Below are 23,406 nucleotides of genomic sequence, written 5' to 3' on the forward strand. Positions count from 1 at the left end.
TACAGCCGGGGCTTCCCTCTCTGTAGGTCGTGGGTTCGAGCTACTTGGTCCCATCCGCGAATCAACAAAGTTATCTTTATGATTGTATCCAACCGATTGCGCAAAGTCAAGAGCTGTGCGGGAACGGGTCCTCTTATGCCGAATATCGGACTTGCCCCGCACAATAATCGCTGCGCCAGGGAATCATTATGCTACAATAAGAGTAGCGATTATTCTCGAGCAACGATTCATTAAGGAGGGCAACTCATGGAACTCGTCGGCAACTGCTCGGTTTGTCAAACGGCCGTTTATTGCAAAGGCGGTTTTCTGGACGGCGTCTCGGACAATCATATCTTATATTGTCACTCCTGCTATGAAGCATCGGGCAAGGAGCGGCAGCCCGGCAGCGGCGGCACGGCCGCAGACGGCCCGGATGCGGATTTAACCGGCGGAGCCGCCGATTCTGGCAGTCCCCCGCGCAACGTCCCGCCGCTTCGTCACGGAAGCGATCATAAGAGCGGCTCCGGCGACCCCGATCCAGCTTAGAATAGATGATGGGGCGCCTACGTTCAGACCTTGCCGGAAGTAGAACAGATCGCGCAGTCCTTCGACGCTGAAGCGGAACGGAATCCAGGAATATAGCCAATCCCGCGTCGCATCCGGCAAAAATTCGGGAGGCAGGCCGAGTATCGGCAGTCCGAAAAAGAACAGCAGCACGAGAATTGGCATCCCCTTCAGCCCTATCCAGGAAAGGACCGCAGATTGCAGCAAGTAGAAGCAGAATACGGCCAGCGCCAGGAACCAAAACGTATTTGTCCAGTCCGGGATACGGAGACCGAACAAGCTGTCCGAGATCAGCAATTCCGAACCGGCGGCAACAACCGCATAGATGGCTCCCGCAATCAATTGAGCCGTTACTACGGCCAATCTTCCCGTTTCCTTCAGCTTGCCGCCCGTCAAGTACATCAGCGCGCTCGCGGTCAAAGCCGCGAGCCAAGCCAATTGGGTCAGCACGACAGGGGCATTTCCGTTGGCCGAATTGGCGGTGATCGGATTTATTGTCTCAAACGATGCCGCCAGCGGAGCGGCCAGCGCTCTCGCCTGCGCGATCGACACAGTCGAGCCCCGGGCTTGCTGGATTTGCGCCAACGCCTGTTCTCGGAGTTGCGCGTTGATCCCTTCCACCATTTTCCCCAGCGCCTGCGTCGCCATGGATGCCGCCACACCGCTTTTCCCTTGATTGATCAGCACACGAATGCCCGCGGTCCCGGGCGATGGCGACATCAGCGAGACATAATTGGCGCTCAAGTTATCAGGCAAAATTACCGCCGCATAATACGTCTGCCGGTCCAAACCTTTCAATGCTTCGCTTTCGCTGTCCAATACGGTCCAGGCAAACGGCGGCGCTTCCCCGCTCGCCGCTTGTGCTTGTGTCGCCGTCAGTTTCTGCTTGATCATTTCCCCTACGTTTACTTTGCCGACGCCGGGTATTTCCGCCCCGCGATCCGCTGCGACCAGAGCAATCGGCAAATGTTTCGGAACTGGATTAACCGTTGATCCCAATATGGCCCAGCCCAGCACGGCAATGACCGCTATCATGGCTGCCAATCCGATCCAAACCGTCTTCTGCGCAAAAAATGATCTTATCCCACTCATGCCGAACAGCTCCCATCGTTTTTAGTTTATTATAATTTTCACTGAACATTCAGTGAATTAAAAACCGTAAATAAAGTCTCCCCGCTCCGAGGAGACTTGCCGCGGTCAACCTGGCGCCGCGCCGCCGTTCGTCCAGCCGTCCACCAAATGGGCGATCATCCGTTCCCTGAACGTATCCGCATCCCCATCGGTCAGATCGATGCCGGAAACGGTTTTGAATACGATCATCATATTGACGGACATAACCTGTATGGCCGCCAGATCATAATCGATCTCGCGTATTTGCCCGAGGGCGGCACGCCTCTCCAGCAGTTTTGCCAGCAGAGCCCGGCGCTGGCCTACCGACTCCGACAAGTAGCCGACGACGCTCTCATCAAGCAGCTCCTGCTCCCGGAACTGAATGCGCAGCAGCTCTTTGTCGGACAACAATATCCGGTAAACCGCGGTCAAAAAATCGACCAAGCATGTCTTCAGCGGCACATCGGGATCGTCATGCATAAGAATCCTCGATTCGTCCACTTGCAATACCCGCTTCTCGTGGCCTTCCTTTATAATCGATTGGAGCATCTCCATCTTGCCGTCCGGAAAATAATGATACAGCAGGCCGTCGGCCATCCCAATCTTCTGGCTGATCATTCGTGTCGAGGTAGCGTGATATCCTTTCTCCGCGAACAACGACTTAGCTGCAGCCAACAGCTGCTCCTTACGCTCGGCCGCTTGTTTATCCCGGCTAGTTCCATTGCGGCCCCGGGGCTGTTTGCTCATTTCCCGCTCACTCTTTCTACATTTTCATTCACCGATCGTTCAACGAAATCATACATCGGGGACAAGTCGGTTGTCAATAAGCTGCGCAGCACGAACAACGCCCGACAAAGAAAAGAACCCGCAGCATGCGCCGCAGGTTATCCATAGTTTATATGAAAAAGGGGGTCGAGATTTATTATAGGCCCGGCACATTAAAGCGGAATGAAAAACAGATTACATTCATGTTACAATTCGGAAAACGATTGCAGCGAGCGTAAAGTGCGAGTCATTTCCCTCGACTAAGCAAAATAAGAGTTGTTTGTAACTCCTATTGAGAGGAAAATCGACCATTTTTATCAAATAACCGATGTTTGGGACTCTAATTCCAGAGCAATCTGCAAAAACGCACCGGTTTATCCAAAGTAAGAGTCCCTATCGACTCCTAGCTGTTGTGCCTACCCTATTCTGCGACAATTAAGAGCTAACAAAGTAACAAAGACTGCTATTTGCATATGCACAATCCGGTTCAAACAAAAGAAGCGTCCCCCCGCTTCCGGGGAGACGCTCTCCAATGAACCCTATTATGCCCGCTTATCGCAAGCGCCTTTATTTCTTCTTCCGAACCGCTTCCACCAAATCGCGGATCATCATGTACGTGTCGCCGTTGTTCAGCTTCTGCTTGTCCGCGATCGAGTCGATCGTCGCCTGCTGCAGCAAGCCTTTGGCCTGCAGCTCCTGCACCGACTGGGCGGCCGTGACTTCGTAGCCCATCGTCTTGGCCATCGTCCATGCAGCTTGCTCGAGCGTGAGCGGCTGTTTCGCAGGCTCCTGCATGCCGGAGACGACTCCGCTCGGATCGCCGGTCAGCTTGTTCACCCGCTTCACGCCCTGCATCAAGTTGAGCAGACGCTGCGGATTCGAGTCCGGCTGCGTATTGAAACCGCTGTTGTCATATCCGCCGATGACGAGCCCCATGCTGACGACTTCCTTCAAGCCCGGATACGCCTTCTGCTCCATGAACGCTTCCGGCTTAGGCTGATAAGCCTTCAAATCCATTCCTTGCTTGTTCAGCATATCCTGGAGCGTTGCAATCTGCTCCTTCGAAGCCGACATCTCGCGGAACGTTACGCCTTTGTCGATAGCGAGCTTGGCTGCCGCTCCGGCCGATTCGGCGGTCGCCATGCCGACCGGAATGACCCTGGCGCTTCCGTGCGGAAGCGTATCGAAGCTGGCGGATCGGCCGACGACGAGCAGATTGTCCACTTTAAGCGGCACAATCGAGCGGAACGGAATCGCGTACTTGAGAGGATGGCTCATGACCGCTCCGTTGTCGGACGGCGACGTGCGCTGGATGTCTACCGGGTACGACCCGAAAGCGATGCGGTCCCATTGGTCGCGGTTCTCCAGCACGTCGATCATCGTCAGCCGGTATTCTCCGAGCATATGTCTCGTCTCCCGGACGTACAGCTCCGGCGCCGTACCGGTAAGCTCCACACCGGCGAATTCCGGGTACAGCTTCTTCATATGCTCCAGTACGTACGGCAGCTCTTTCTTGCCGATCTCGAACGCCTCCGCGCGCGATTTCGGATCAAGCCCGTCAATGCCGAATATTTGCAGCGCGTTAATAAGAATCGTATTGTCGTTTTGGCGGCCGATGTTGAGGCCGCGCATTTTGACCCGCTCCTTGTTGTTCGGCGGGTATTTCTGCATTTCCCCGTAACCCCACGCGCTCAGCTCGTTGGCGTCCGTGTTCGGGTCGCCGTCGTCCTTCAGCCGCTTCTGCACTTGCTTCCACACTTCGGGAGTGACGTTGTTCAAGCGGAATACGAGCGTTACCGCCATTCTCGATTTCTCGTCCCCGAGGTCGGCTCGTCCGATCGTGCTCGGCACTCCGGCAGATGCGGCGATATCCGCATCCTGCGTAGCGTCGATGACCGCTTTGGCCGATACTTCCTGCACGGAGCCGTCGGCCTTCGTGATCGTCACTCCGGTCACCTTCTGATTGCCGTTCGTACCGGCGGCCAGCTTCGGCGCGATCGATTTCGTTTTCAGCAGCAGGTCGATGTTTTTCTCGTTCTTGACGAGCGTGTTGAAAGCGTTGGCCGCCGTTACGACGTCGAACGAATCGCCCTCCACCTTCTTATACCATTCCATGAATATGCCTTGATTCAATATATCCGCTTTGCCCGGTATAAGACTGTTCTTCTCTCTGTCGTAATTGTGGTCGAGACTGTTCAGCCAGCCCAGCGTCATAAGGCCGCCCAAAATTTCCCGGTCGCGTCCGTCGACTAACAGCGTTTTCAATCCGTTGCGAGCTGCGGAAACGGCGGCTGCCACCCCTTCGGGGTCCGTGCCGACGACGATGACGTCGTACGCGTTTTTCACCGTTTGCACCGATTGTACCGCGGCAAGCTCCCCCGGCTTCCCCGGCGACTGCTTTCCTTTGCGGTCCCACAGCAGCCCTACTGCGGTAACGGCGGCGATAGCGAGGGCACAGCCGATCAAAAGCAGCATGACGATAACATTTTTGCGTGCGGTTGCGCGATCTACATGTCGAGCCATTGATCCCATCCTATTCTCATAAGTAAAATGACATCCAAAGTGTATCATAATCGGGGCATTCGGGCAAAACGCTCCAATCCAAACCCTCCGGCCCGAAAGAAAAGTGCAAAGTCGCGTTCGACCTATCGCTTTCGATTCAGCAACTGCATGAGGTATTTCCTGACGGTGAAGATGGGTAGGCATAATGGAAAACAGAGCAAATTAGAAGAAATCTCGGAATAGAATACAGGTTATAATAGTACGGAAACGATTTTAGAAGGAGAGTGTGAGAGGTTTGGATTCGCATCAGACTACCGCAAGTACCCCAAGTATTCTTGGCAACCGTTTTATTCAAACTATACTGTTGTCGAACGTGCTGCTGCAGATTGGAATTTGGGTGCGAAATTTCGCGATTCTGCTTTACGTCGCCGAACGGACTAACAACGATCCCTACGCGATATCGCTTATCAGTATAGCCGAATTCGCGCCGATCTTCGTGTTTTCGTTCATTGGCGGCACGTTCGCCGACCGGTGGCTGCCGAAACGAACGATGATCTGGTGCGATCTGCTGTCTGCCGCGTCCGTGTTCATTGTGCTGCTGACCATTCATTACGGATCTTGGCATTCCGTTTACTTTGTTACGTTCATATCGGCCATATTGTCGCAGTTTTCGCAGCCGTCGGGCATGCGTCTATTCAAGCAGCATGTACCGGAACATCAGCTTCAGCAGGGAATGGCATTGTTCCAGTCGCTCATGGCGATATTTTTGGTGCTGGGGCCGATGCTCGGAACTTTCCTTTACAGCAACCTCGGCCTGGAGCCTTCCATCGCAGTCATGGGTGTTGTATTTATACTGTCCGCACTGGTACTGATGCGCCTGCCCAAGGACCGGGTCGATAAGGCCGCCCATTCCGGAAAGGGCCAGTTTCGCAAGGAGTTTGTCGAGGGCTTTCGTTATGTATGGAACAGCCCTGTTCTTCGGATGCTCGGGCTTGCGTTCATACTGGCGGGTCTCGCCGTCGGTCTGGCCCAAGCGCTCACCCTGTTTATCGTAACGGAGAGGTTGGGCCGAACCGAGGAGTTCTTGCAATACATCCTCATGGTTAACGGCGCGGCCATGTTGATCGGCGGAGGAATCGTTGCCGTTTTTTCGAAGCGGGTCGCGCCGCAGCTTTTGCTGGCGCTCGGTATGCTGTTCAGCGCCCTATGTACGGTCATCGTCGGGTATTCGACAAGCGTTGCGGTAACGTTGGTCACTCAGTTTGTGAACGGACTTGTGTTCCCTTGTATCCACATCGGGATCAGTACGATGATCTTGAAATGGTCGCATGAGTCGATAGTCGGCCGGGTCAACGGGGTGCTGAATCCCATGTTCATGGGGATGATGGTTGTATCCATGTCATTTGCCGGAGCGCTGAAACACTCGTATCCGCTCGAGTCGATCTACACGGCCGCAGGCATCTTGTTCCTGATCGGCGCTTCGGTTATGGTTCCGATTATGAACAAAAAGGCTCCGGAATCGGCAAATGCCGTATCGCCGAGCTCCTGAAGCCAATCGTCGCAATCGTGGCGGACCGAAACCAGATCGCATGCAGCTTCAATCCTGATACGGTCTGGTTTCTCCAAAAGCCCCTGTCCCAATCGCTTATTCCTACGGATGAAAAGCGGAAAAGCTCACGGAACTTGGAGTTCCGTTATTTCGAAAACAAAGGGTTGAAATCGGGCTTAACGGAAGTTTGAGTTCCGCTATCGGACAAAACAAACATCATTTTATACTAAAACGGGGCAAATAACGGAACTGAAAGTTCCATTTACGATGGTTTTCCCCTCTTTCTGAATCAATAGAGGAAATGAAAGTTCCGTTTAACTCTCCATCGAATCTTTCGTATGAAAGTGACACGCAAGAATATACTTCGTTTCAGAACGGTGAAGAACTTATTCCAAAAAAACCGGCATTCTCCCGAACAGGAGAATACCGGTTTTTGCATGTCCAGACCGTTACGGATAAAACGTACTCGCCGGCGTCGTCGTCGGACACCAGCGGGAAGCGCGCAGAAAATCGAGCAGCGCGTCCTTCGCTCTAGCCGTACCGATATAATAGAGCGCTTCGGCGGCGTGGGCGCGGACGTAACGGTTATCGTCCTCCAGCGCGCCGACCAGTCCCGGAACGGCCCCTTCCGCCTGGGCCCCCCATTTGGCCAATGACAAGCCGGCCGTAAACCGGACTTGCGCGTCCGAATCGTGCAAAGCTTTCGTCAACGCTTCGACGCCTTCCCCATGCGCCGCTTCGCTGCGGAATGCGCCGACGTTGCCGAGCGCGTCCACCGCCGCGCAGCGCAGCCGCTCGGAAGGGTGCTGCAGCAACTCCGCCAGCTTCCGGACCGCTTCGGCCGACGAAGCCGTGCTTCTGTGCTCGCCAAGCGCGAAAGCCGCGTGAAACACCGTATCCTCGCTTTCGCTGCCGAGCGCTTCGAGCAGCTTGCCGATCGAGGCTTCCTCGGCTACCGCCAAGCCGTACGAGGACAGACGGGACACCTTCGTCTCCCCATGGAGCAAGCCGCGCTGCAGCGCTTCAACCCCTTCGCCGCCCATACGCGCAAGTCCGTAAGCCGCGTTGACCGCAACCGGCTCGAACGCATCGGCAAGCGCCTGTTCCAGGGCGGATACCGCTCCGTACGGCGCCGTGGAGGCACCAAGGATGGCAAGCCGGTCCGCGGCATCCACTCTGCGCCCGGCTTCTTCGGAGAGAAGCTCATCAAGGAGACGCCCGATCTCAGCCGGTTGAGCTTCCTCCGCCAAAGCCGCGCTGCCGCCATCCTGAGCCTGGCGGCCGCTCAACCAATCCCAGGCGTCGCGCCACATCGCCTCATGCCAGTAAACCGAACCGCTTAGCGAGGCAGGAGTTTCCCAATCTTCGACGCGGTTGTCCCAGCTCGGCGCCTCGGGCGCTTGCGTGCGCATAAACTCGAATTTCAGCATGAACCTTTCCCGTCCCGCCACATTGGCCGTAGACCGATGCCAAATGTCGTAATGGATCAGCACGAACGTTCCCGCTTCTCCCGCTGCCGTTACTTCGCCTGCGCTGTCGTCCGCCGCGAACGTCCGCGTCTCATAATTTTGCGTACCGGGCATAACGCCCGTCGGACCGAGCTCGATCGGAGTGTCCTGCGGGAAGTACATGATCATCGCCCACCACGGCCGGTGATTGCGCATCCGTTTGTAGCCCCAATAGCTGTCCTTGTGCCAGCCGCCCGGCTTCGGGGAATTGTTGAAATGGCCGTGCCGGTGGGCGTGCATCATATAGCCCGGTCCCAGTACGCTCGTAAGCGCTCCTTTCACGACCGGATGGTCGAACACCTTCTGCAGCTGCGGAATGCGCGGAAGCAGATTATTGCCCGGATTGCCCTCGCTACGGTACACTTCGCTAAGCTGCCCGAGCAGCGACTCGTGAAACGGCTGCGAGAAATCCGTTCTCAAAAGCAAATATCCTTCCGTAATGAACTGCCTCATCTGATCGTCCGTCAACAAACGGATATCGTTTCCCATAGGAGCCCCTCCAAACCGCGATTTGGGAACTTTAACGTTCCTTGGTTTCTACAACTCCACTATGCCGGAAAACGGATCACTAAGGAATGAAGGAAGCTCACCTTCATTTGCACAAAACTAACCTATTTTCGGCCAAAGCCTCAGCGCATTAACTGCCTGTATTCCGTAGGCGCCAAGCCGGCATGCTTCTTGAATGTACGCGAAAAATAATACAGCTCCATCCCTACTCGGCGGGCGATTTCGGACACGGATTCGTCGGTCGCGGTCAGCAGCGTCTTCGCCGCATCGATCTTGAGCCGTTGTACGTACTGGATCGGTGAAATGCCGACAAGCTCGCGGAATTGGCGGATCAAGTAGTTCGGGTGAAAATGGACGAGGTCGGCCAGCTGCTGGACGGTCACATTCTCGTGCAGATGAAGCTCGATATATTTCAGCACTTTGTTCAAATTTTGGATGCCGCCGTCTTCGTCGAACGGACGCAGCGAATCCCGGTCCATGACGGCGCTCTCCAGAAACAGGCTGACGATCTCGAGCAGCGTCGCTTTTTGCAGCAGCACCGCCGAGAAGGCGCCGCTTTCGTAATGCTCGATCAGCTGCGAGAACAGGCGGGTAAGCCTCTCCGGATCGGTCACGTCGATACAGTAAGGAACGCCCGTCAACCGGAACAGATCCGTGTCGCCGATTTTGGCCGTAAAGTGGCACCAATATTTCCCGAAAGCGTTCTCATTAATCGCATAATAAGACTGCTTCACACCGGAAGGCATGACGAAAAGCTGCCCCGGACGGGGGTAATACGTTACCCCATCGATCACGAGACAGCCTTCCCCTTCCCGGATATAATAAAACCGGTTGAAATCCGGCACGAAATTCATTTGCCGCCATTTCAGGTTCACCTTCGAATAATTGGCGATCGACAAATGGACCTGCACATTCGCGAGCAAATGCCGCAGCCGCGAGAGCGATTTATTCGTCTTCATCGTTATTCCCGCCTATAGAGGGTGGCTCAGCGTATGTCCATACGCTTCGTCCAGGAGCCGGACTTTTTTATCGTAATATTGTTTGTACGCCTGATTGTAAACGGACGGCTCCTTCGGATTCGGAAACCGCTCGATCTTCTGATGCTCGTTCCCATCCTCGTCCACGGTTGCCGGATACAGCACTTTACTGACGGCTCCGCACCCGAGTCCGATGATCGTCTGCCGCTCCTCCATCATGAGAATGTTGTAGAGGCTGTCGTGGTCGGCCAGCGCGTAGCCGACGTTCTCGAGATTGCCGAGCATGTTTTTTTGGCGGTACATGTAATAAGGGTGGTAGCCGTTCGCTTCCATAAAGTCGTTCGCCATCTTCATCATGTCGGCGATTTCGTCCCGTTCGGCCACTTCGTACTGGTCGCGGTTCTTGGTCATCTTCGACGCCCGCTTGAACGACAGCGTATGCACTGTCAGCGATTCCGGCAGCAGCTTGGCGGTCTCGTCCAGCGTATGCTGAAATTCGTTCGTACTCTCGTTCGGCAGTCCGATGATCAGGTCCATATTAATGTTGTCCATCCCCATTTGGCGGGACAACAGGAATTTCTCGATCGTCTCCTCGACCGTATGATGGCGGCCGATTTTGTCCAAGGTGAGCTGGGTGAAGCTTTGCGGGTTGATGCTGATCCGATCGACGTTCCACTTCTTCATGACAGCGAGCTTCTCCGGGGTAATCGTATCGGGGCGGCCCGCCTCTACCGTCAGCTCGCGGACTTTGTCCATATCCGGCAGCGATTCGTGCATCGTCACGAACAGGGCGTCGATTTGTTCGGCCGTAATGCTCGTCGGCGTGCCGCCTCCCCAATAAATCGTCGTAATTGCAAGTCCCGCCTGCTTCAGCCATTTGCCCGTTTCGCGGATTTCATAGTGAAGCCCATCCAGAAACGAATCGACGGAACCGTTACTGCCGCGAATGTCATAGGCCGGAAACGTGCAGTAAGCGCACTTGGTCGGACAGAACGGAATGCCGATATACAGGCTGACCTCGCGGTCCAGCTCGAACAAATCGGGAATGACCTGCAGTTGGCGCTCCGCGATATCCGCCAGCAGCTTTGCTTTCCCGTCCGTCAGCAAATATTCCTCCTGCAGCTGGCGCACGCTCGCTTCGCGTCCCTGCTTGCGGAGCATATTGTGCATCAGCTTCGTCGGACGGACGCCGGTCAGCACGCCCCAAGGCTGCTCCAGACCGGTCGCTTCCTCCAGAACGCGCAGCATCGCCGAGCCTACGACACGCTTCAGTTCTTTGCGCCGCTGCTCGTCCGATTCGTTCTTCAGCCGGCGACGCTCCGTATGCGTCCATACCCGCTCCGTTTCCGGATGGGTCAAATCGGCCTTAACCGCAGCCGTCCCGTTTTCCACCGACAACTCCAGCGTCATGCGCATAACGGCATCGTCGGCGGTTTCGTATACGATATCGACTTCTTCGTAGAACAGCTTCCATATATGAAAAATGTCCATTTGGTAATCATGGAATCCGACCTGCTTCATTTCCACTTTCATGCCGTGAACGCCCCTTCCCTCTGCAATATCAAGCTCTTTTTTCCGGACCGCTTCCATGGCGGACCACTCGGAAAAACAGCCTGGTATCGCACTTAGTGTACCACATTCGGCCGCTCGGAGCATCCTATTCAAGGTCAATGCGGCAGCGGGGCGTCCGCTTCTCCGCAGCGCGCCGATTACGTTCTCGGGGGCTTACGGGACGAGTTTTTGATATGAACGTGGCCCGATGCCCATTCCTGCGCGGCTTCCGTTGCGAAAGTACCGTTCTCCATCCCGGCGCATTCGTGAACGTCGTTGTGCATAAGCCGGTTGTTCGGTTCGAGCAATATCGTTTCTTTTTTGGATCGGCGCATTGGCAGTCTCCTTGGTTGCATGGTGTATTACCAGTTTCTCCAGCAGCGGAGGAAAGAAAACATCACCGCCTTCGATTCGGCATACAACGGCAAAGAAGCCTTGCCTGCAAATCGATTCGCTCGACTCGCGACATGGCTTCCTCATCATTCAACGGACTTTAGGTTGTTACGAGCTCGGACTGCCTCGCCTTGATGCGGCGCTCCTCGCGATCCGCTTCCTTCATCCGGGGGCATGTATAGCAGTAGTAGCCGCCTTCGGTCCGGTAATATTGGCAGCATACGTTTTTCATCCGGATTTGCTTGCACGGGTCTTTCAGGTCCTCGATCCAGCGGATTTTTACGTCCAGCGGATTTTTGCTCCGGCCAAACACGGAAGCGGGCACCTCGTGCTTGAGAAAGGCATAATCGTCGGAAATGGCGGAACGGATCGACTCGCTCTCCTCGGCCAGAAGCCACTGTTCGGTCATATAGTTGAATCGCGTCGGCAGCAGCCCCCACATTTGGCCCGCATCGACGTCGCCGATGACTGCCGCCGATTCATAAAGAGGCTTGACGGTCTTCCCGTAAAAGTCGGTCAATACCCGTTCCAGCCACAGGCGGCGTTCCATTGCGTCCGAGGGCGCCGCTTGCTCCGCCCAGCGATCCAGCTTGTAAGCAACTCCATACTTTCCTTCATGGGCGAACAATTGTACGGTCATATTGTCAAGCGATAAATCGATCGATTTCCCCAATACGGATACGGCATACTGTAAGGCAAGGCACGCATTGGCGAATTGGTTGCAAAAGTAAGTCGCGGCCGCAGTCCGGTCAAGCGCCTTTATAAGCGGGGCATACGCTTCGATCAGCTGCTCCATCACTTCCCGGTCGCCAAGACGCGCCGCCGCCACGGAATAAACGACATGCTCCTTCTCATTCAATCCGACGTTGAATTTCTGCAAACATTCGAAATCCACGGTACCCACTTCCTCGCTATATGTATCGTGCATGTTCATTACTATCACTGATAATGATAATCATTATACCAACTTTGGGTCGGAATTACCATACACGATTTTAGCCGGCAAGCTGCAACCATCCGCTATTTCTCGCCGGCATAAAAAAAAGAGCCTCAGCGACTCTCGATTACGAGCGTCACCGGCCCCCAATTCGTCAGTTCCACATCCATCATCGCGCCGAACACGCCGGTCGCCACGCGCAGTCCTTGCTCCCGCATCAGCTCGTTGAACCGCTCGTACAGCGGCTTGGCCTGATCCGGCCGGGCGGCCGCCATGAAGTTGGGCCGCTTTCCTTTGCGGACGTCTCCGTACAGCGTAAACTGCGACACCGACAGCACTTCGCCGCCGATATCCTGCACCGACAAGTTCATCTTGCCTTCGCCGTCCTCGAATATGCGCAGCCCGGTCAGCTTCTCCGCCAAATAACGGGCGTCCTGCTCCGTGTCCTCATGCGTTACGCCGACCAATACGACGAGTCCCCGGTCGATGCTCCCGACTGTCTCGCCGTCCACTTTGACGCATGCTTCCTTGCTTCTCTGCACTACGATTCTCAATTCCGTTCTCTCTCCTTACGACTGCATAATCCGCTGAACGGAATAAATATCCCTCACGCGCTTGATCTTCTCCACGACCGACTGGAGATGATCGATATTTTTGATCAAAATGGTCATATGGATGATCGCCATCTTGTTTTTGTCGGAACGCCCGGATACGGCGGAGATGACCGTTTTGCTTTCGGAGACGGCCTGCAGCACCTCGTTCAGGAAAGCGCGCCTGTCGTGGCCCGTTATCTCGATTTCGACGTGATAGTTCGCTTCGACCGCCGATTCCCATTCGACGTCGATCATCCTGTTCTGATCGTCCTCGTCCCCCGTCGGGATGTTCGTACAGTTTTCCCGGTGAATGGATACGCCTCGCCCGCGCGTAATATAGCCGATAATCGGATCGCCGGGCACCGGATTGCAGCAGCGCGCAAACCGGACGAGCATATTGTCCACGCCTTTGACCCGGACGCCGTGCGTAGGTCGGCTTTTCTTCTCGAGGGGCGCCTTCACTTCCTTCACTTCGCTGGTCAGCTCGAGCGCCTTCGACTGCGCTTCTTCGTTCTCCTTGCGAAGCTTGTCCGTCAGTCTCGTACAAATCTGGGCCGCCGTAATGCCGCCGAAGCCGACCGCCGACATCATATCCTCGATGTCATTGAAGTTGAACTTCTTGGCGACCTCCTGCAAATTGTCGTCGGTCGTTACCGCAGAAGGCTCCAGACCGAGCCGTTTCAGCTCGCGGTCGATCGCGTCTTTGCCCTTCTGGACGTTTTCCTCTCGCTTTTCCTTCTTGAACCATTGCTTGATTTTGCTGCGCGCATGGGAGGACTGGGCAATTTTCACCCAATCCTGACTAGGCCCGTATGAATGCTTGGACGTCAAAATTTCTACGATATCGCCCGTGCCGAGCTTGTAATCGAGCGGCACGATCCGCCCGTTCACCTTCGCCCCGACCGTCCGGTTGCCGATTTCCGTATGGATCCGGTAAGCGAAATCGAGCGGAACCGAGCCGGCCGGCAGCTCGATCACTTCCCCTTTCGGAGTGAAGACGAACACGAGATCGGAGAAAAAGTCCATTTTGAGCGATTCCATAAACTCCGCCGCATCATGCGTTTCCTGCTGAAGCTCCAAAATTTCGCGGAAAAAGTTCATTCTGTCGCCGAAGCCGCCGGACGGCACCATCGAGCCTTCCTTGTACGCCCAGTGGGCGGCGATCCCGAACTCGGACGTCTTGTGCATATCCCACGTCCGGATTTGCACCTCGAGCGGCTCCCCGCTCGGGCCTACGACCGTCGTATGAAGCGATTGGTACATATTCGGCTTAGGCATGGCGATATAGTCTTTGAACCGCCCCGGCATCGGCTTCCACAGCGTATGAATAATGCCGAGAGTGGCATAGCAGTCTTTAATATTGTCGACGATGACCCGAATGGCGAGCAGATCGTATATTTCGTTGAACTGCTTGTTCTTGGTCGTCATCTTTTTGAAAATACTGTATATATGTTTGGGACGTCCCGAAATGTCGCCGTCGATTCCCATCTCTCCGAGCTTGCTGCGGATGCTGCCGATAATGTCGTCGATATACTTCTCGCGCTCGACCCGCTTCTTCTGCATCAGATTGACGATGCGGTAATATTGCTGAGGGTTCAAGTAGCGGAGGGCGATATCCTCCATCTCCCACTTGATCGCGGAAATCCCGAGCCGGTGCGCGATCGGGCAAAATATTTCCAGCGTCTCGTCGGCGATGCGCCGCTGCGCTTCCTCGGACTGGAACTTGAGCGTCCGCATATTGTGCAGCCGGTCGGCCAGCTTGATCAAGATAACGCGAATGTCCTGGGCCATAGCCACGAACATTTTCCGGTAATTTTCGTTTTGCTGCTCTTCCTTCGATTTAAACTTGATTTTCTCAAGCTTGGTCAGGCCGTCGACGAGCATCGCGCACGTTTTGCCGAACTGCTTCTCCACCGCATCGAGCGACACCGTCGTATCTTCGACGACATCGTGCAGCAGGGCGGCGATGACCGAGGTGACATCCATCTGCATATTCACCAATATTTCGGCAACAGCGAGCGGATGCAATATATAAGGCTCCCCCGATTTGCGCACCTGCCCGTAGTGGGCTTGGTCGGCGAAGTCGTACGCTTCGCGGATTCGAACGAGGTCGTTAGGTTTCAAGTATGCCGCCGCGCGTTCCAGTAACTGCTCAATGCCCATCGTACTATACCTACTCCTGCCATACATTCGTTTTCTCTTCATTATGCCTTTGAATGCTTCTTGCGTCAACTTAAAACGGGACAATTTCCGGCCAACGCGCTCGTGTGTTCCATAAGTCGCTTTTTTGCGAAAATGAAAGTGCTTTTTCGACACAATTCTGTTATCCTATTTCTTGGCAAACAGCATATTGTCGAAATTATATGCCAAAAAGGAGACCCTCCATGCAGCAACGCGTCATAATGGTGGACGAACGTCCTCCATTACTCAAGAGCATCCCGCTCGGCATTCAACATTTGTTCGCGATGTTCGGCTCCACGGTTCTCGTTCCATTCCTGTTCAAGGTGGATCCAGCCACCATCCTGCTCATGAACGGAATCGGAACGCTGCTGTACCTGTTGCTCTGCAAAGGAAAAATACCTGCCTATTTAGGCTCGAGCTTCGCCTTTCTTTCTCCGGTATTCGTCGTGCTCGGGACGAAGGGCTACAACGCCGCGCTCGGCGGCTTCATCGTAGTAGGCGTCGTATTTTGCCTGGTCGCCCTGCTGATCAAGGCGGTCGGGACGCGCTGGATCGACATTGTATTCCCTCCCGCTGCCATGGGCGCCATCGTGGCGGTCATCGGCCTCGAGCTTGTACCGGTAGCCGCAAGCATGGCCGGCTTGATCCCGGGCTCGGACGCTCCTGCGGACTGGACGATGGACGGCAAAACCGTGATGGTGTCCATCGTAACGCTGCTCATTACGATCGTCGGACAAGCAATGTTCCGCGGTTTTCTGAAAATCATCCCGATCCTGATCGGCATTATCGCGGGCTACGCCCTCGCCGCCGCAAACGGTCTCGTCAGCTTGGATCCGGTAAGGGAAGCCGCATGGCTCGCCCATCCGACCTTCTACAGCCCGTCATGGGACTGGGCCAGCATCCTGGTTATTCTTCCGGCGGCGCTGGTCGTCATCGTCGAGCATATCGGCCACTTGATCGTAACGGGCAATATCGTCGGCAAAGATTTGACGAAAGATCCGGGTCTTGACCGCTCTCTGCTCGGCAACGGGCTGTCGACGATCTTGTCCGGCTTCGTCGGCTCGACTCCGAATACGACCTACGGGGAAAACATCGGCGTACTGGCGATTACGAAAGTATATTCCACTTGGGTGCTCGGACTCGCCGCGATATTCGCCATTCTGCTCTCCTTCGTCGGCAAGCTGGCCGCGCTGATCAACACGATTCCGCTCGCGGTCATGGGCGGCATCTCGCTCTTGCTGTTCGGGGTCATCGCCGCTTCGGGCATAAGGATGCTCGTGGAGAGCAAGGTCGATTATTCCAAGCCGTCCAATCTGATGCTGACCACGATCGTACTCGTCATCGGCATTAGCGGCGCGAAAGTCGCCTGGGGCAACTTCGAGATGAAAGGGATGGCGCTCGCCACCGTAGTCGCCATCGTGCTCAGCCTGTTTTTCAAGCTGAGCGACGTTCTCGGACTTTCCAACGAGAAGGAAAACGCGTAAGACGATTAGGATCTTCAGCCACTTCGGCGGAAGATCCTTTTTTCCTTACACTTTGAAGGCGATCACCGTAATATCGTCACGCTGTGGCACTTCGCCCATATACTTCCTCAGCTCGGACAGCAATCCGTCCTTCTGCCCGCCGAGAGGCAGCGCGGAATATTCCGTAATCATTCGCATCAGCCGCTTCTTGCCTAACGAATAATCGGTTTCCCCGCCATTCTGGTGAACGAGCCCGTCCGTCGTAATGAAGAAGGTCGTATTCGCGTCAGCCTCGGTCGTATGATTCGTAAACTCGTACTCATCGGGGGTTCTATGATACCCGATGCTTTTCTTATCGCCTTTAATTTCGGTCAATCCGTCATCCGTTTGCTTGTACAGCGACAGCTTCGAGCCGGCGAAGGTCACCTTGTCGTCTTCGATGTAGCACAGACCGATGTCCAATCCGTCATCCGTCAGCCCGCCCTTGATTTGCTGGTTCAAAGCTTTCTTGATCATCCGGTTCAAATCCCGCAAAATGTCGGCGGGGCTTAAGTCGTCCTCCTTCTCCTGATCCACGACATGCTTCAGGCTGGAGATCGACAATATGGTCATCAATGCCCCAGGAACTCCATGGCCCGTGCAGTCTCCGACGGCGACATAGAACCCTCTCTTCGTCCTATGCGTCCAGTAAAAGTCCCCTCCGACAGTGTCTCTCGGACTCCAAATCAGAAAATGGTCGCGGAATAGTTCGGCCAGCTTCCGCTCGCTCGGGATAATCGACTGCTGGATTCTTTGGGCATAGCTGATGCTGTCCTGAATCCGTTCGTTCCTGTGCTTGAGTTCATTCGCATTGGACTTGATCGTATCGATCAGCTCGCGCAAATTCAGCTTCATCGTATGAAACGACCGGGTCAGCTGACCGACTTCATCATTCTGATCATAGTTGATCGCTTTAATCGATAAATCGCCGGACGCGATCCTTTGCGAATAATCGCTTAACGCTTTGATCGGCCGTACGATTCTTCTTGTGATATACACGCTTATTACGCTTGATACGAGAAGCAGGATGAGCCCGCTCGCCACCGAAATCGTCACGGTGCTGCCGTTGTTTTGTTTGGACAGCAAGTCATGCTGCTCGTGAAGAGATAAGCTCAAAATATAAATGTCGTTCATGATGCCGAACATTTTCGAGGAGAGCTTCATCGCTTCTATCCGATTTTTCTCATCGGACGCCGCTACGATTTTCATATCCGTCTTGATATGGTCGATTTTGCTGCGGATCATGGCGATACGCCGTTTCTCGTTATCGGACGCGAACGTGACGCTTTCCAAAAGAAGAGCCTTTTGCAAAAAATCTTTATATTTATTATTCGCGTTCACCCGGTTGCCTTCGGTCGGGTTTTTTCCGAAATTATCCAACGCTTGCTGGTAGCTGACCATCGAGCTGTTCAACTGCTCGACTTTAATCAATGTGTCGGAAAACGTAGTCGCCGTAGATTGCATGCCCAGCATCCGCAGTATGACAAAAGATAGAATCAATAGAGCGATAACAATCGATATGAATGAATGAAGCAGAAGCTTGGTTTGAAGCTTCACGCGCAAGCTCACCCTTCCCGCTGGATAGTTCCGCCTCTCGCGCTTTGCGAGCGAATATCGATAGTGCCGTTAAGCAATCGATCTTGGTACAGTTGAATCAGATCGGATTGTTCGGCGCTTAGCGGAACGACCCGGACGGGAGCTATGCCTACCCCGCTGTCTGCAATGCCGAGCTCTATATGATCGTTCGATAGAGCCCCTTCCTCGACAAGCTGCTTTACTGCTTTGTAGACGGCTACATCGATATTTTTGACCATCGAAGTAATGACTGTGTTCTCGGCAAGGTAAAACTGATCGCTGTCCACACCGATCGCATAGATGTGTTTGGAGGCCGCTTCCTCGATAGCCCCGAGACCGGTAAATCCGGCCGCCGGATAAATAATGTCCGTATTCCTCTCTTGAATGAACCTGCCGGCAATTTCTTTCCCGGCCGCCGGAGTGCCGAAATCGCCGGCATATTCCACAATCACGTTCGCATCGGGATTGACCGTCTTCACGCCGGCCGCGAATCCGTCTCTGAACCGATTGATTACGGGTATGTCCATGCCTCCGATAAATCCTACGGTGTTCGTCTCCGTCTTCAATCCGGCTACGATGCCCGCCAGAAAGCTGCCTTCATCCTCTTTAAACGTAATCGAGGTCACGTTCGGCGCCTCAATTCTCTGATCGATAAAGAGGAACTGCCGGGAAGGATACAAATTCGCGACCTCCGTAAAGTCTTGAATCATATTGTTGCCGAGCCCGATCACCAAAGTGCACTTCTCATCCTCGATCAGTTCGATCAGCCCGTCCCGGTACGACGAGGAGCTGACCAAATCGCGATAATCGAACAAAATATCCAGCTCGTCTCTCGCCTTCACCAATCCTAGGAAAGCGGTATCGTTGAACGACTGGTCGCCCAAACCGTAATCTGCAAGCATGACTCCGATTTTGACCTTGCTTCCCAAGCTATCCGATTGCCTGGACGGTCCGCATCCGCTCAGCACAACGATTGCGAGTAGAAGCAGCATTGCCGTGTCATACACTGCCCTCATGTTTCAAGTACTCCTTAATCGGTCGACGTTCCGGGTCTATAGTCCTACAAATTCATTTTCCTTTATTTTACACAATCTCTTCTAAACATTCTATCGCCGCTGCAAATCTATCTTTTTCCCCATGCAAAAAGGAGCCTGCCGCCTAGCTGGCGGAAAGCTCCTAATCTCAATCTATATCGCCTCCGGGTAGCCGCTGCGTTTCGACAATACTCGGCGAAGCCGGCTGCCACCGTGCGACTTATTTCCCGGAAAATAATTCGGCATTAATATTGGACAAGGGACAGGACGTCGATGCCGTCCAGCTTCTCCCGGCCGTTCAAGTAAGACAGCTCGATCAAAAACGCGGCGCCGGCAATTTCCCCTCCAAGCTGGCGGATCAGATTGAGCGTTGTCGAGATCGTCCCGCCTGTAGCAAGCAAATCATCGGCGATGAGCACGCGTTGGCCCGGGCGGATTGAATCTTTGTGGACGGCCAGCTTGTCTTTGCCGTATTCCAGATCATAGCCCGCTTCGATCGTTTCTCCGGGAAGCTTGCCGCTTTTGCGGATCGGTACGAAGCCTACGCCGAGCGCATAAGCAAGAGGCGCCCCGATGACGAAGCCCCGCGCCTCCGGTCCTGCCACCAGCTCGATTCCTTTATCCCGGTAATGGTTCGCCAAATGGTCGATGACTTCCTTATAAACCGGACCGTTGCTCAGCAAAGTCGTAATATCCTTGAAGCGGATTCCCGGCTGCGGGAAATCCGGGATCACCCGGATATGCTCTTTCAAGTTCATCCTATTCCCTCCATCAAACGTTTCGGTTTCGCCGACAGCCGGTCGGCAATCCATTCCGACAGCTGCTGTGCATTCGTATAAACGAGCGCTTGCTCGACCTCGCCGCGCGCGAGCTTGTTTCCGTAAGCGCGCGACTCGTTCATATCCCGCTTGCGCGGAGAAACGGCGGCCTGCACCGTTCCGTTCTTTTGTACAATAAAGTCCAATTCCTCAAAAACATTCAGCATGAACCGGATCAAGGCGTCGGATAATCCCAGCTTGCGGCGAAGCGGTTCGAGAAAATCAATTTGACCGGCCGGCCAACTGTTTCTCTGGACAACGGCTTGATACAACTGCTTGAACGCATCGCGGGAAGGTACTTTGGCAAAATCCCGGTCCCAATCCGCGAATACCGCATAGATGCGTTTGGCCCGGCATTGCTCGAGCATCGTCTCGAACGCTTCCAGCCGATCCGGAAGAGACAACAGCAGCACATCCTCGGCGTCGGAGAAGCTTCCGCCGGTTGCCTCCGCATTCAAAGGAACGATGCCGTTCTGCGCATCCATCGCCCATAATCCGCACGAAATCCGGTCGGGGTCGATAAGACGGGAAGGCGCATTTGCCTCGACGACGATGGCCTTGCAGGCTTGCGGACGGTTGCCGCCGTCAGCGCTCACTTCGGCGAATTTGTCTACGCCTTGCTTCACGCCCCGCCAGTCGAAAACTTGCACGTGAGGAACACGCATATCGTGAATGACGATTTGCGGCTTGCGTACCCCGTTCCATTCGTTGATCCCGAGTTCGCCCAATATGTCGACCTTCGCCGTCGTCGAGATAAGCTCGAGCAGCCCGCCCCGGCCGAACCCGAGCGCTTCCACCGTGCCGGATGAGGAAGGATCGGACTGAGCCAGCGTCAGCTTCATATGCTGGCGGTCTTTGCCGAGCGCCCGCTTCTCCTGTATGTGCAGATTGGACAGGACAAAGCGGGGAGCCGGATTGCCCATGCCGAACGGAGCCAGCGACTCGATCTGGCGGATAAAGTCGACCGTTACGTCGGAGAGCCCGAACTCGGCGTCGGCTTGATACACCGGGGTCAGCTGTTCATCGTCGAGCCACTCCTCGGCAAGCGCGTTCAGCTTGTCGCGGAATTCGTCCAGCCTATCCCGGTGAACGGTCATACCGGCAGCCGCTTGATGTCCGCCGTAATGGTCGAGCAGCTCCGCGCATTCGGTCAACGCCCGGTACATGTCATAACCGGGAATCGAGCGGGCCGAGCCTTTGGCCATGCCGGTATCGGGATCAATCCCGAGAACGATGACCGGGCGATAATATCGCTCGAGTATTCTCGCCGCCACAATACCGATAACTCCTACGTTCCAGCCTTCGCGGGCAACGACGATGACTTTCCGCCTGCCGTCCGGATCGTCCTCGGACAGCTGCTGCAGAGCGTCGTTCGTTATCTCTTCTACAATACGTTGTCGCTCTTTGTTCAGTTCATCCAGAGATACGGCGATCCGTTCCGCTTCCTCTCTGTCGTCGGTCGTCAGCAACGTTACGGCATCGCCGGCATGATCGAGACGGCCGCTCGCATTGATCCGCGGAGCCAGCGAGAAGCCGAGATGCGTCGCGGTCACTTCTTTATCGGCTATGCCGGATACTTCCAGAAGCGCCTGTATGCCCGCATAACCGCTCTTCTGCATCCGCTCGAGTCCGAGCTTGACGATGGAACGGTTCTCGCCGGTTAACGGCATCAAATCGGCCACCGTACCGATCGCGGCAATTTCCAGCAAATCGAGCGGCGGCTTGCCTAGCAGCGCATGCGCCAGCTTGAACGCGACGCCGACGCCGGCCAAATGCTTGAACGGATACGGACATGCGGGCTTCTTCGGATTAATAACGGAGACCGCATCGGGCAGCAGCTCCGGAGGCTCGTGGTGATCCGTTACGACGATGTCGATGCCGAGCTTGGTTGCATAGGCTACTTGTTCCCTTGCGCTTATTCCGGTATCGACGGTCACGATCAGCGATACGCCGCTTTGCTTGGCCAGCTCGATCGCCTTCTCGTTCAAGCCGTATCCTTCGTTCGCTCTGTGCGGTATGTACGTGTCGAAACGGGCTTCCAGCCTGCGGAGCAGGTGGGTCATGAGCGATGTGCTGCTGACCCCGTCCGCATCGTAGTCTCCGTATACACGTATTTTCTCGCCGGACTGCAGCGCCTGCCGAATGCGGGCGACCGCCGAATCCATTCCATCCAGCAGAAAAGGATCATGAAAATGATCCTTTCCCCCTTTGAGGAAGCGTTCCGCTTCCCCGGTATCGGTTATGCCTCTTGCCGCCAGCAGGGCGGCGATGACGGGATGGAGCTTCAATTCCGCGCACAAAACGTCTGCAGCCGCCCGATCGATATCGTGAACCTGCCATTTTGCTTTCGAATGAAGCAAGGTCTCCCCTCCCCAAATCCCAAAAGCGAAGATTACTAAATAGTCAATGCAGCAAAGTAGGAAAATCCGGATGCTCCGAATCGACGTCTTTGTACGGATATCCCGGATCGTAGGGGTTTACGTGAACGAATACGTCGGAAACGTGGCTGAACTTGCCGAGCAGCTGATGTTTGACCGACTTGCCGATGTCATGGCCCTCAATGACCGTAATCTTCGGGTTTACGCTAATTTTAATGTCAACGATTACATAATGGCCGTGCTCGCGGGCGCGCAGCTCGTTTACGGCGATAACGCCTTTGACGCGCAGCGCGGTTTCGAGCAATTCCTCGGTTTCTTCCTGATGCAGCACGTGATCGATCGTCGTATGGATCGATTCCTTGACGAGCTTGTAGCCCATGCGCAGAACGAGACAAGCTACGAAGAGCCCGGCTGCCGGGTCCAAATAATATAAGAGCGGCTGGCCCGAATAGCCGCCGAGCAGCGCTCCCCCGACCCCGATCAGCACCGCCACGGACGACATGACGTCGGTTCTGTGATCCCAGGCGCTTGCGATGAGCGCATGGCTGGACAGCTTCTTGCCCAAGCGGAAGTTGTACTGGAACAAAAATTCTTTGACGACGATCGAGATCCCGATCGCAATGAGAGCGTACTCCTTCGGAGCTTCGCCCACTCCGTTAACTATCGTTTTGACGGAATTGTAGCCGATTTCCAGACCGACCAGAAGCAGCAGCACCGACACGACAATGGCGGAAACCGATTCCGCCTTGCCGTGACCGTACGGATGGTCCTCGTCGGCAGGACGTTTGGCCGCTTTCAGCCCGATCAACACCGCCACCGATCCGGCGACGTCCGAAGCCGAATTCGCCGCATCGGCGAGCAGCGCCTTACTGCCTGACAGCCAACCGACGATTCCCTTCATGACCGCGAGCGCAATATTTCCGAATATGCCTACCCAGGCCGCAAATTGCGCTTTTTGAAAACGCTGATCCGACATGTGGGCC

The 23,406-nt window shown here is 55.0% G+C and carries 17 protein-coding genes; 2 read left to right on the top strand and 15 right to left on the bottom strand.

Going from position 1 to position 23,406, the window contains the following annotated elements:
- Window positions 1-420: 420 nt before the first annotated feature.
- The 3 genes from FE783_RS01345 to FE783_RS01355 form a co-directional block, all read right to left on the bottom strand.
- Entirely contained in the window at window positions 421-1,635 is a 1,215-nt protein-coding gene (locus tag FE783_RS01345) for a YhgE/Pip domain-containing protein (RefSeq protein ID WP_138877511.1), read from the bottom strand.
- Between the two features lie 105 nt (window positions 1,636-1,740).
- Window positions 1,741-2,400 carry a TetR/AcrR family transcriptional regulator gene (locus tag FE783_RS01350; protein ID WP_138877512.1) on the bottom strand — a complete coding sequence of 220 codons (660 nt, stop codon included), beginning with the start codon at window positions 2,398-2,400 and terminating at the stop codon, window positions 1,741-1,743.
- Between the two features lie 585 nt (window positions 2,401-2,985).
- Window positions 2,986-4,941 carry an FAD-dependent oxidoreductase gene (locus tag FE783_RS01355; RefSeq protein ID WP_238402818.1) on the bottom strand — a complete coding sequence of 652 codons (1,956 nt, stop codon included), beginning with the start codon at window positions 4,939-4,941 and terminating at the stop codon, window positions 2,986-2,988.
- Window positions 4,942-5,215: 274 nt separating this feature from the next.
- On the opposite strand from FE783_RS01355, the gene FE783_RS01360 reads away from it, so the two are divergent.
- Complete coding sequence (locus tag FE783_RS01360; RefSeq protein WP_138877765.1) at window positions 5,216-6,469, top strand: MFS transporter; 1,254 nt, start codon at window positions 5,216-5,218, stop codon at window positions 6,467-6,469.
- Window positions 6,470-6,918: 449 nt separating this feature from the next.
- On the opposite strand, the gene FE783_RS01365 is transcribed toward FE783_RS01360, so the two are convergent.
- The 7 genes from FE783_RS01365 to FE783_RS01390 all read right to left on the bottom strand — a co-directional run bounded on the left by FE783_RS01365 (window position 6,919) and on the right by FE783_RS01390 (window position 15,098).
- Window positions 6,919-8,466, bottom strand: a complete 1,548-nt coding sequence (locus FE783_RS01365) for a HEAT repeat domain-containing protein (protein WP_138877513.1) — start codon at window positions 8,464-8,466, stop codon at window positions 6,919-6,921.
- 140 nt (window positions 8,467-8,606) lie between these two features.
- Window positions 8,607-9,443 (bottom strand): AraC family transcriptional regulator, encoded by an 837-nt coding sequence (locus tag FE783_RS01370; RefSeq protein WP_138877514.1) that lies wholly within the window; start codon window positions 9,441-9,443, stop codon window positions 8,607-8,609.
- Window positions 9,444-9,455: 12 nt separating this feature from the next.
- Window positions 9,456-10,994, bottom strand: a complete 1,539-nt coding sequence (locus FE783_RS01375) for a coproporphyrinogen III oxidase (RefSeq protein WP_138877515.1) — start codon at window positions 10,992-10,994, stop codon at window positions 9,456-9,458.
- Window positions 10,995-11,170: 176 nt separating this feature from the next.
- The gene (locus tag FE783_RS37355) at window positions 11,171-11,347 is read right to left on the bottom strand and encodes a hypothetical protein (protein WP_158301566.1); all 177 of its coding nucleotides are present in this window, start codon (window positions 11,345-11,347) and stop codon (window positions 11,171-11,173) included.
- A gap of 158 nt (window positions 11,348-11,505) precedes the next feature.
- Entirely contained in the window at window positions 11,506-12,300 is a 795-nt protein-coding gene (locus FE783_RS01380) for a (2Fe-2S)-binding protein (protein WP_158301567.1), read from the bottom strand.
- Window positions 12,301-12,455: 155 nt separating this feature from the next.
- Entirely contained in the window at window positions 12,456-12,896 is a 441-nt protein-coding gene (gene dtd, locus FE783_RS01385; protein WP_138877517.1) for a D-aminoacyl-tRNA deacylase, read from the bottom strand.
- A gap of 15 nt (window positions 12,897-12,911) precedes the next feature.
- On the bottom strand, window positions 12,912-15,098 hold the full coding sequence (locus tag FE783_RS01390; RefSeq protein ID WP_138877518.1) for a RelA/SpoT family protein: 2,187 nt from the start codon (window positions 15,096-15,098) through the stop codon (window positions 12,912-12,914).
- A gap of 221 nt (window positions 15,099-15,319) precedes the next feature.
- On the opposite strand from FE783_RS01390, the gene uraA reads away from it, so the two are divergent.
- Window positions 15,320-16,600, top strand: coding sequence for a uracil permease (gene uraA, locus FE783_RS01395; RefSeq protein ID WP_138877519.1), 1,281 nt, complete (start codon window positions 15,320-15,322; stop codon window positions 16,598-16,600).
- 45 nt (window positions 16,601-16,645) lie between these two features.
- Here uraA and FE783_RS01400 read toward each other — a convergent pair whose 3' ends face one another.
- The 5 genes from FE783_RS01400 to FE783_RS01420 form a co-directional block, all read right to left on the bottom strand.
- Window positions 16,646-18,175 carry a SpoIIE family protein phosphatase gene (locus FE783_RS01400; RefSeq protein ID WP_138877520.1) on the bottom strand — a complete coding sequence of 510 codons (1,530 nt, stop codon included), beginning with the start codon at window positions 18,173-18,175 and terminating at the stop codon, window positions 16,646-16,648.
- An 8-nt stretch (window positions 18,176-18,183) separates the two neighbouring features.
- Window positions 18,184-19,209, bottom strand: coding sequence for a BMP family lipoprotein (locus FE783_RS01405; protein WP_138877521.1), 1,026 nt, complete (start codon window positions 19,207-19,209; stop codon window positions 18,184-18,186).
- A gap of 263 nt (window positions 19,210-19,472) precedes the next feature.
- Window positions 19,473-19,985, bottom strand: a complete 513-nt coding sequence (locus FE783_RS01410) for an adenine phosphoribosyltransferase (RefSeq protein ID WP_138877522.1) — start codon at window positions 19,983-19,985, stop codon at window positions 19,473-19,475.
- Window positions 19,982-22,405, bottom strand: a complete 2,424-nt coding sequence (gene recJ / locus FE783_RS01415) for a single-stranded-DNA-specific exonuclease RecJ (protein ID WP_138877523.1) — start codon at window positions 22,403-22,405, stop codon at window positions 19,982-19,984. Before recJ ends, FE783_RS01410 begins: the two co-directional genes overlap by 4 nt.
- A gap of 43 nt (window positions 22,406-22,448) precedes the next feature.
- Window positions 22,449-23,399, bottom strand: coding sequence for a cation diffusion facilitator family transporter (locus FE783_RS01420; RefSeq protein WP_138877524.1), 951 nt, complete (start codon window positions 23,397-23,399; stop codon window positions 22,449-22,451).
- Window positions 23,400-23,406 lie beyond the last annotated feature (7 nt).

This window comes from Paenibacillus mesophilus, from assembly GCF_005938385.1.
Taxonomy (GTDB): Bacteria; Bacillota; Bacilli; order Paenibacillales; family NBRC-103111; genus Paenibacillus_AB; species Paenibacillus_AB mesophilus.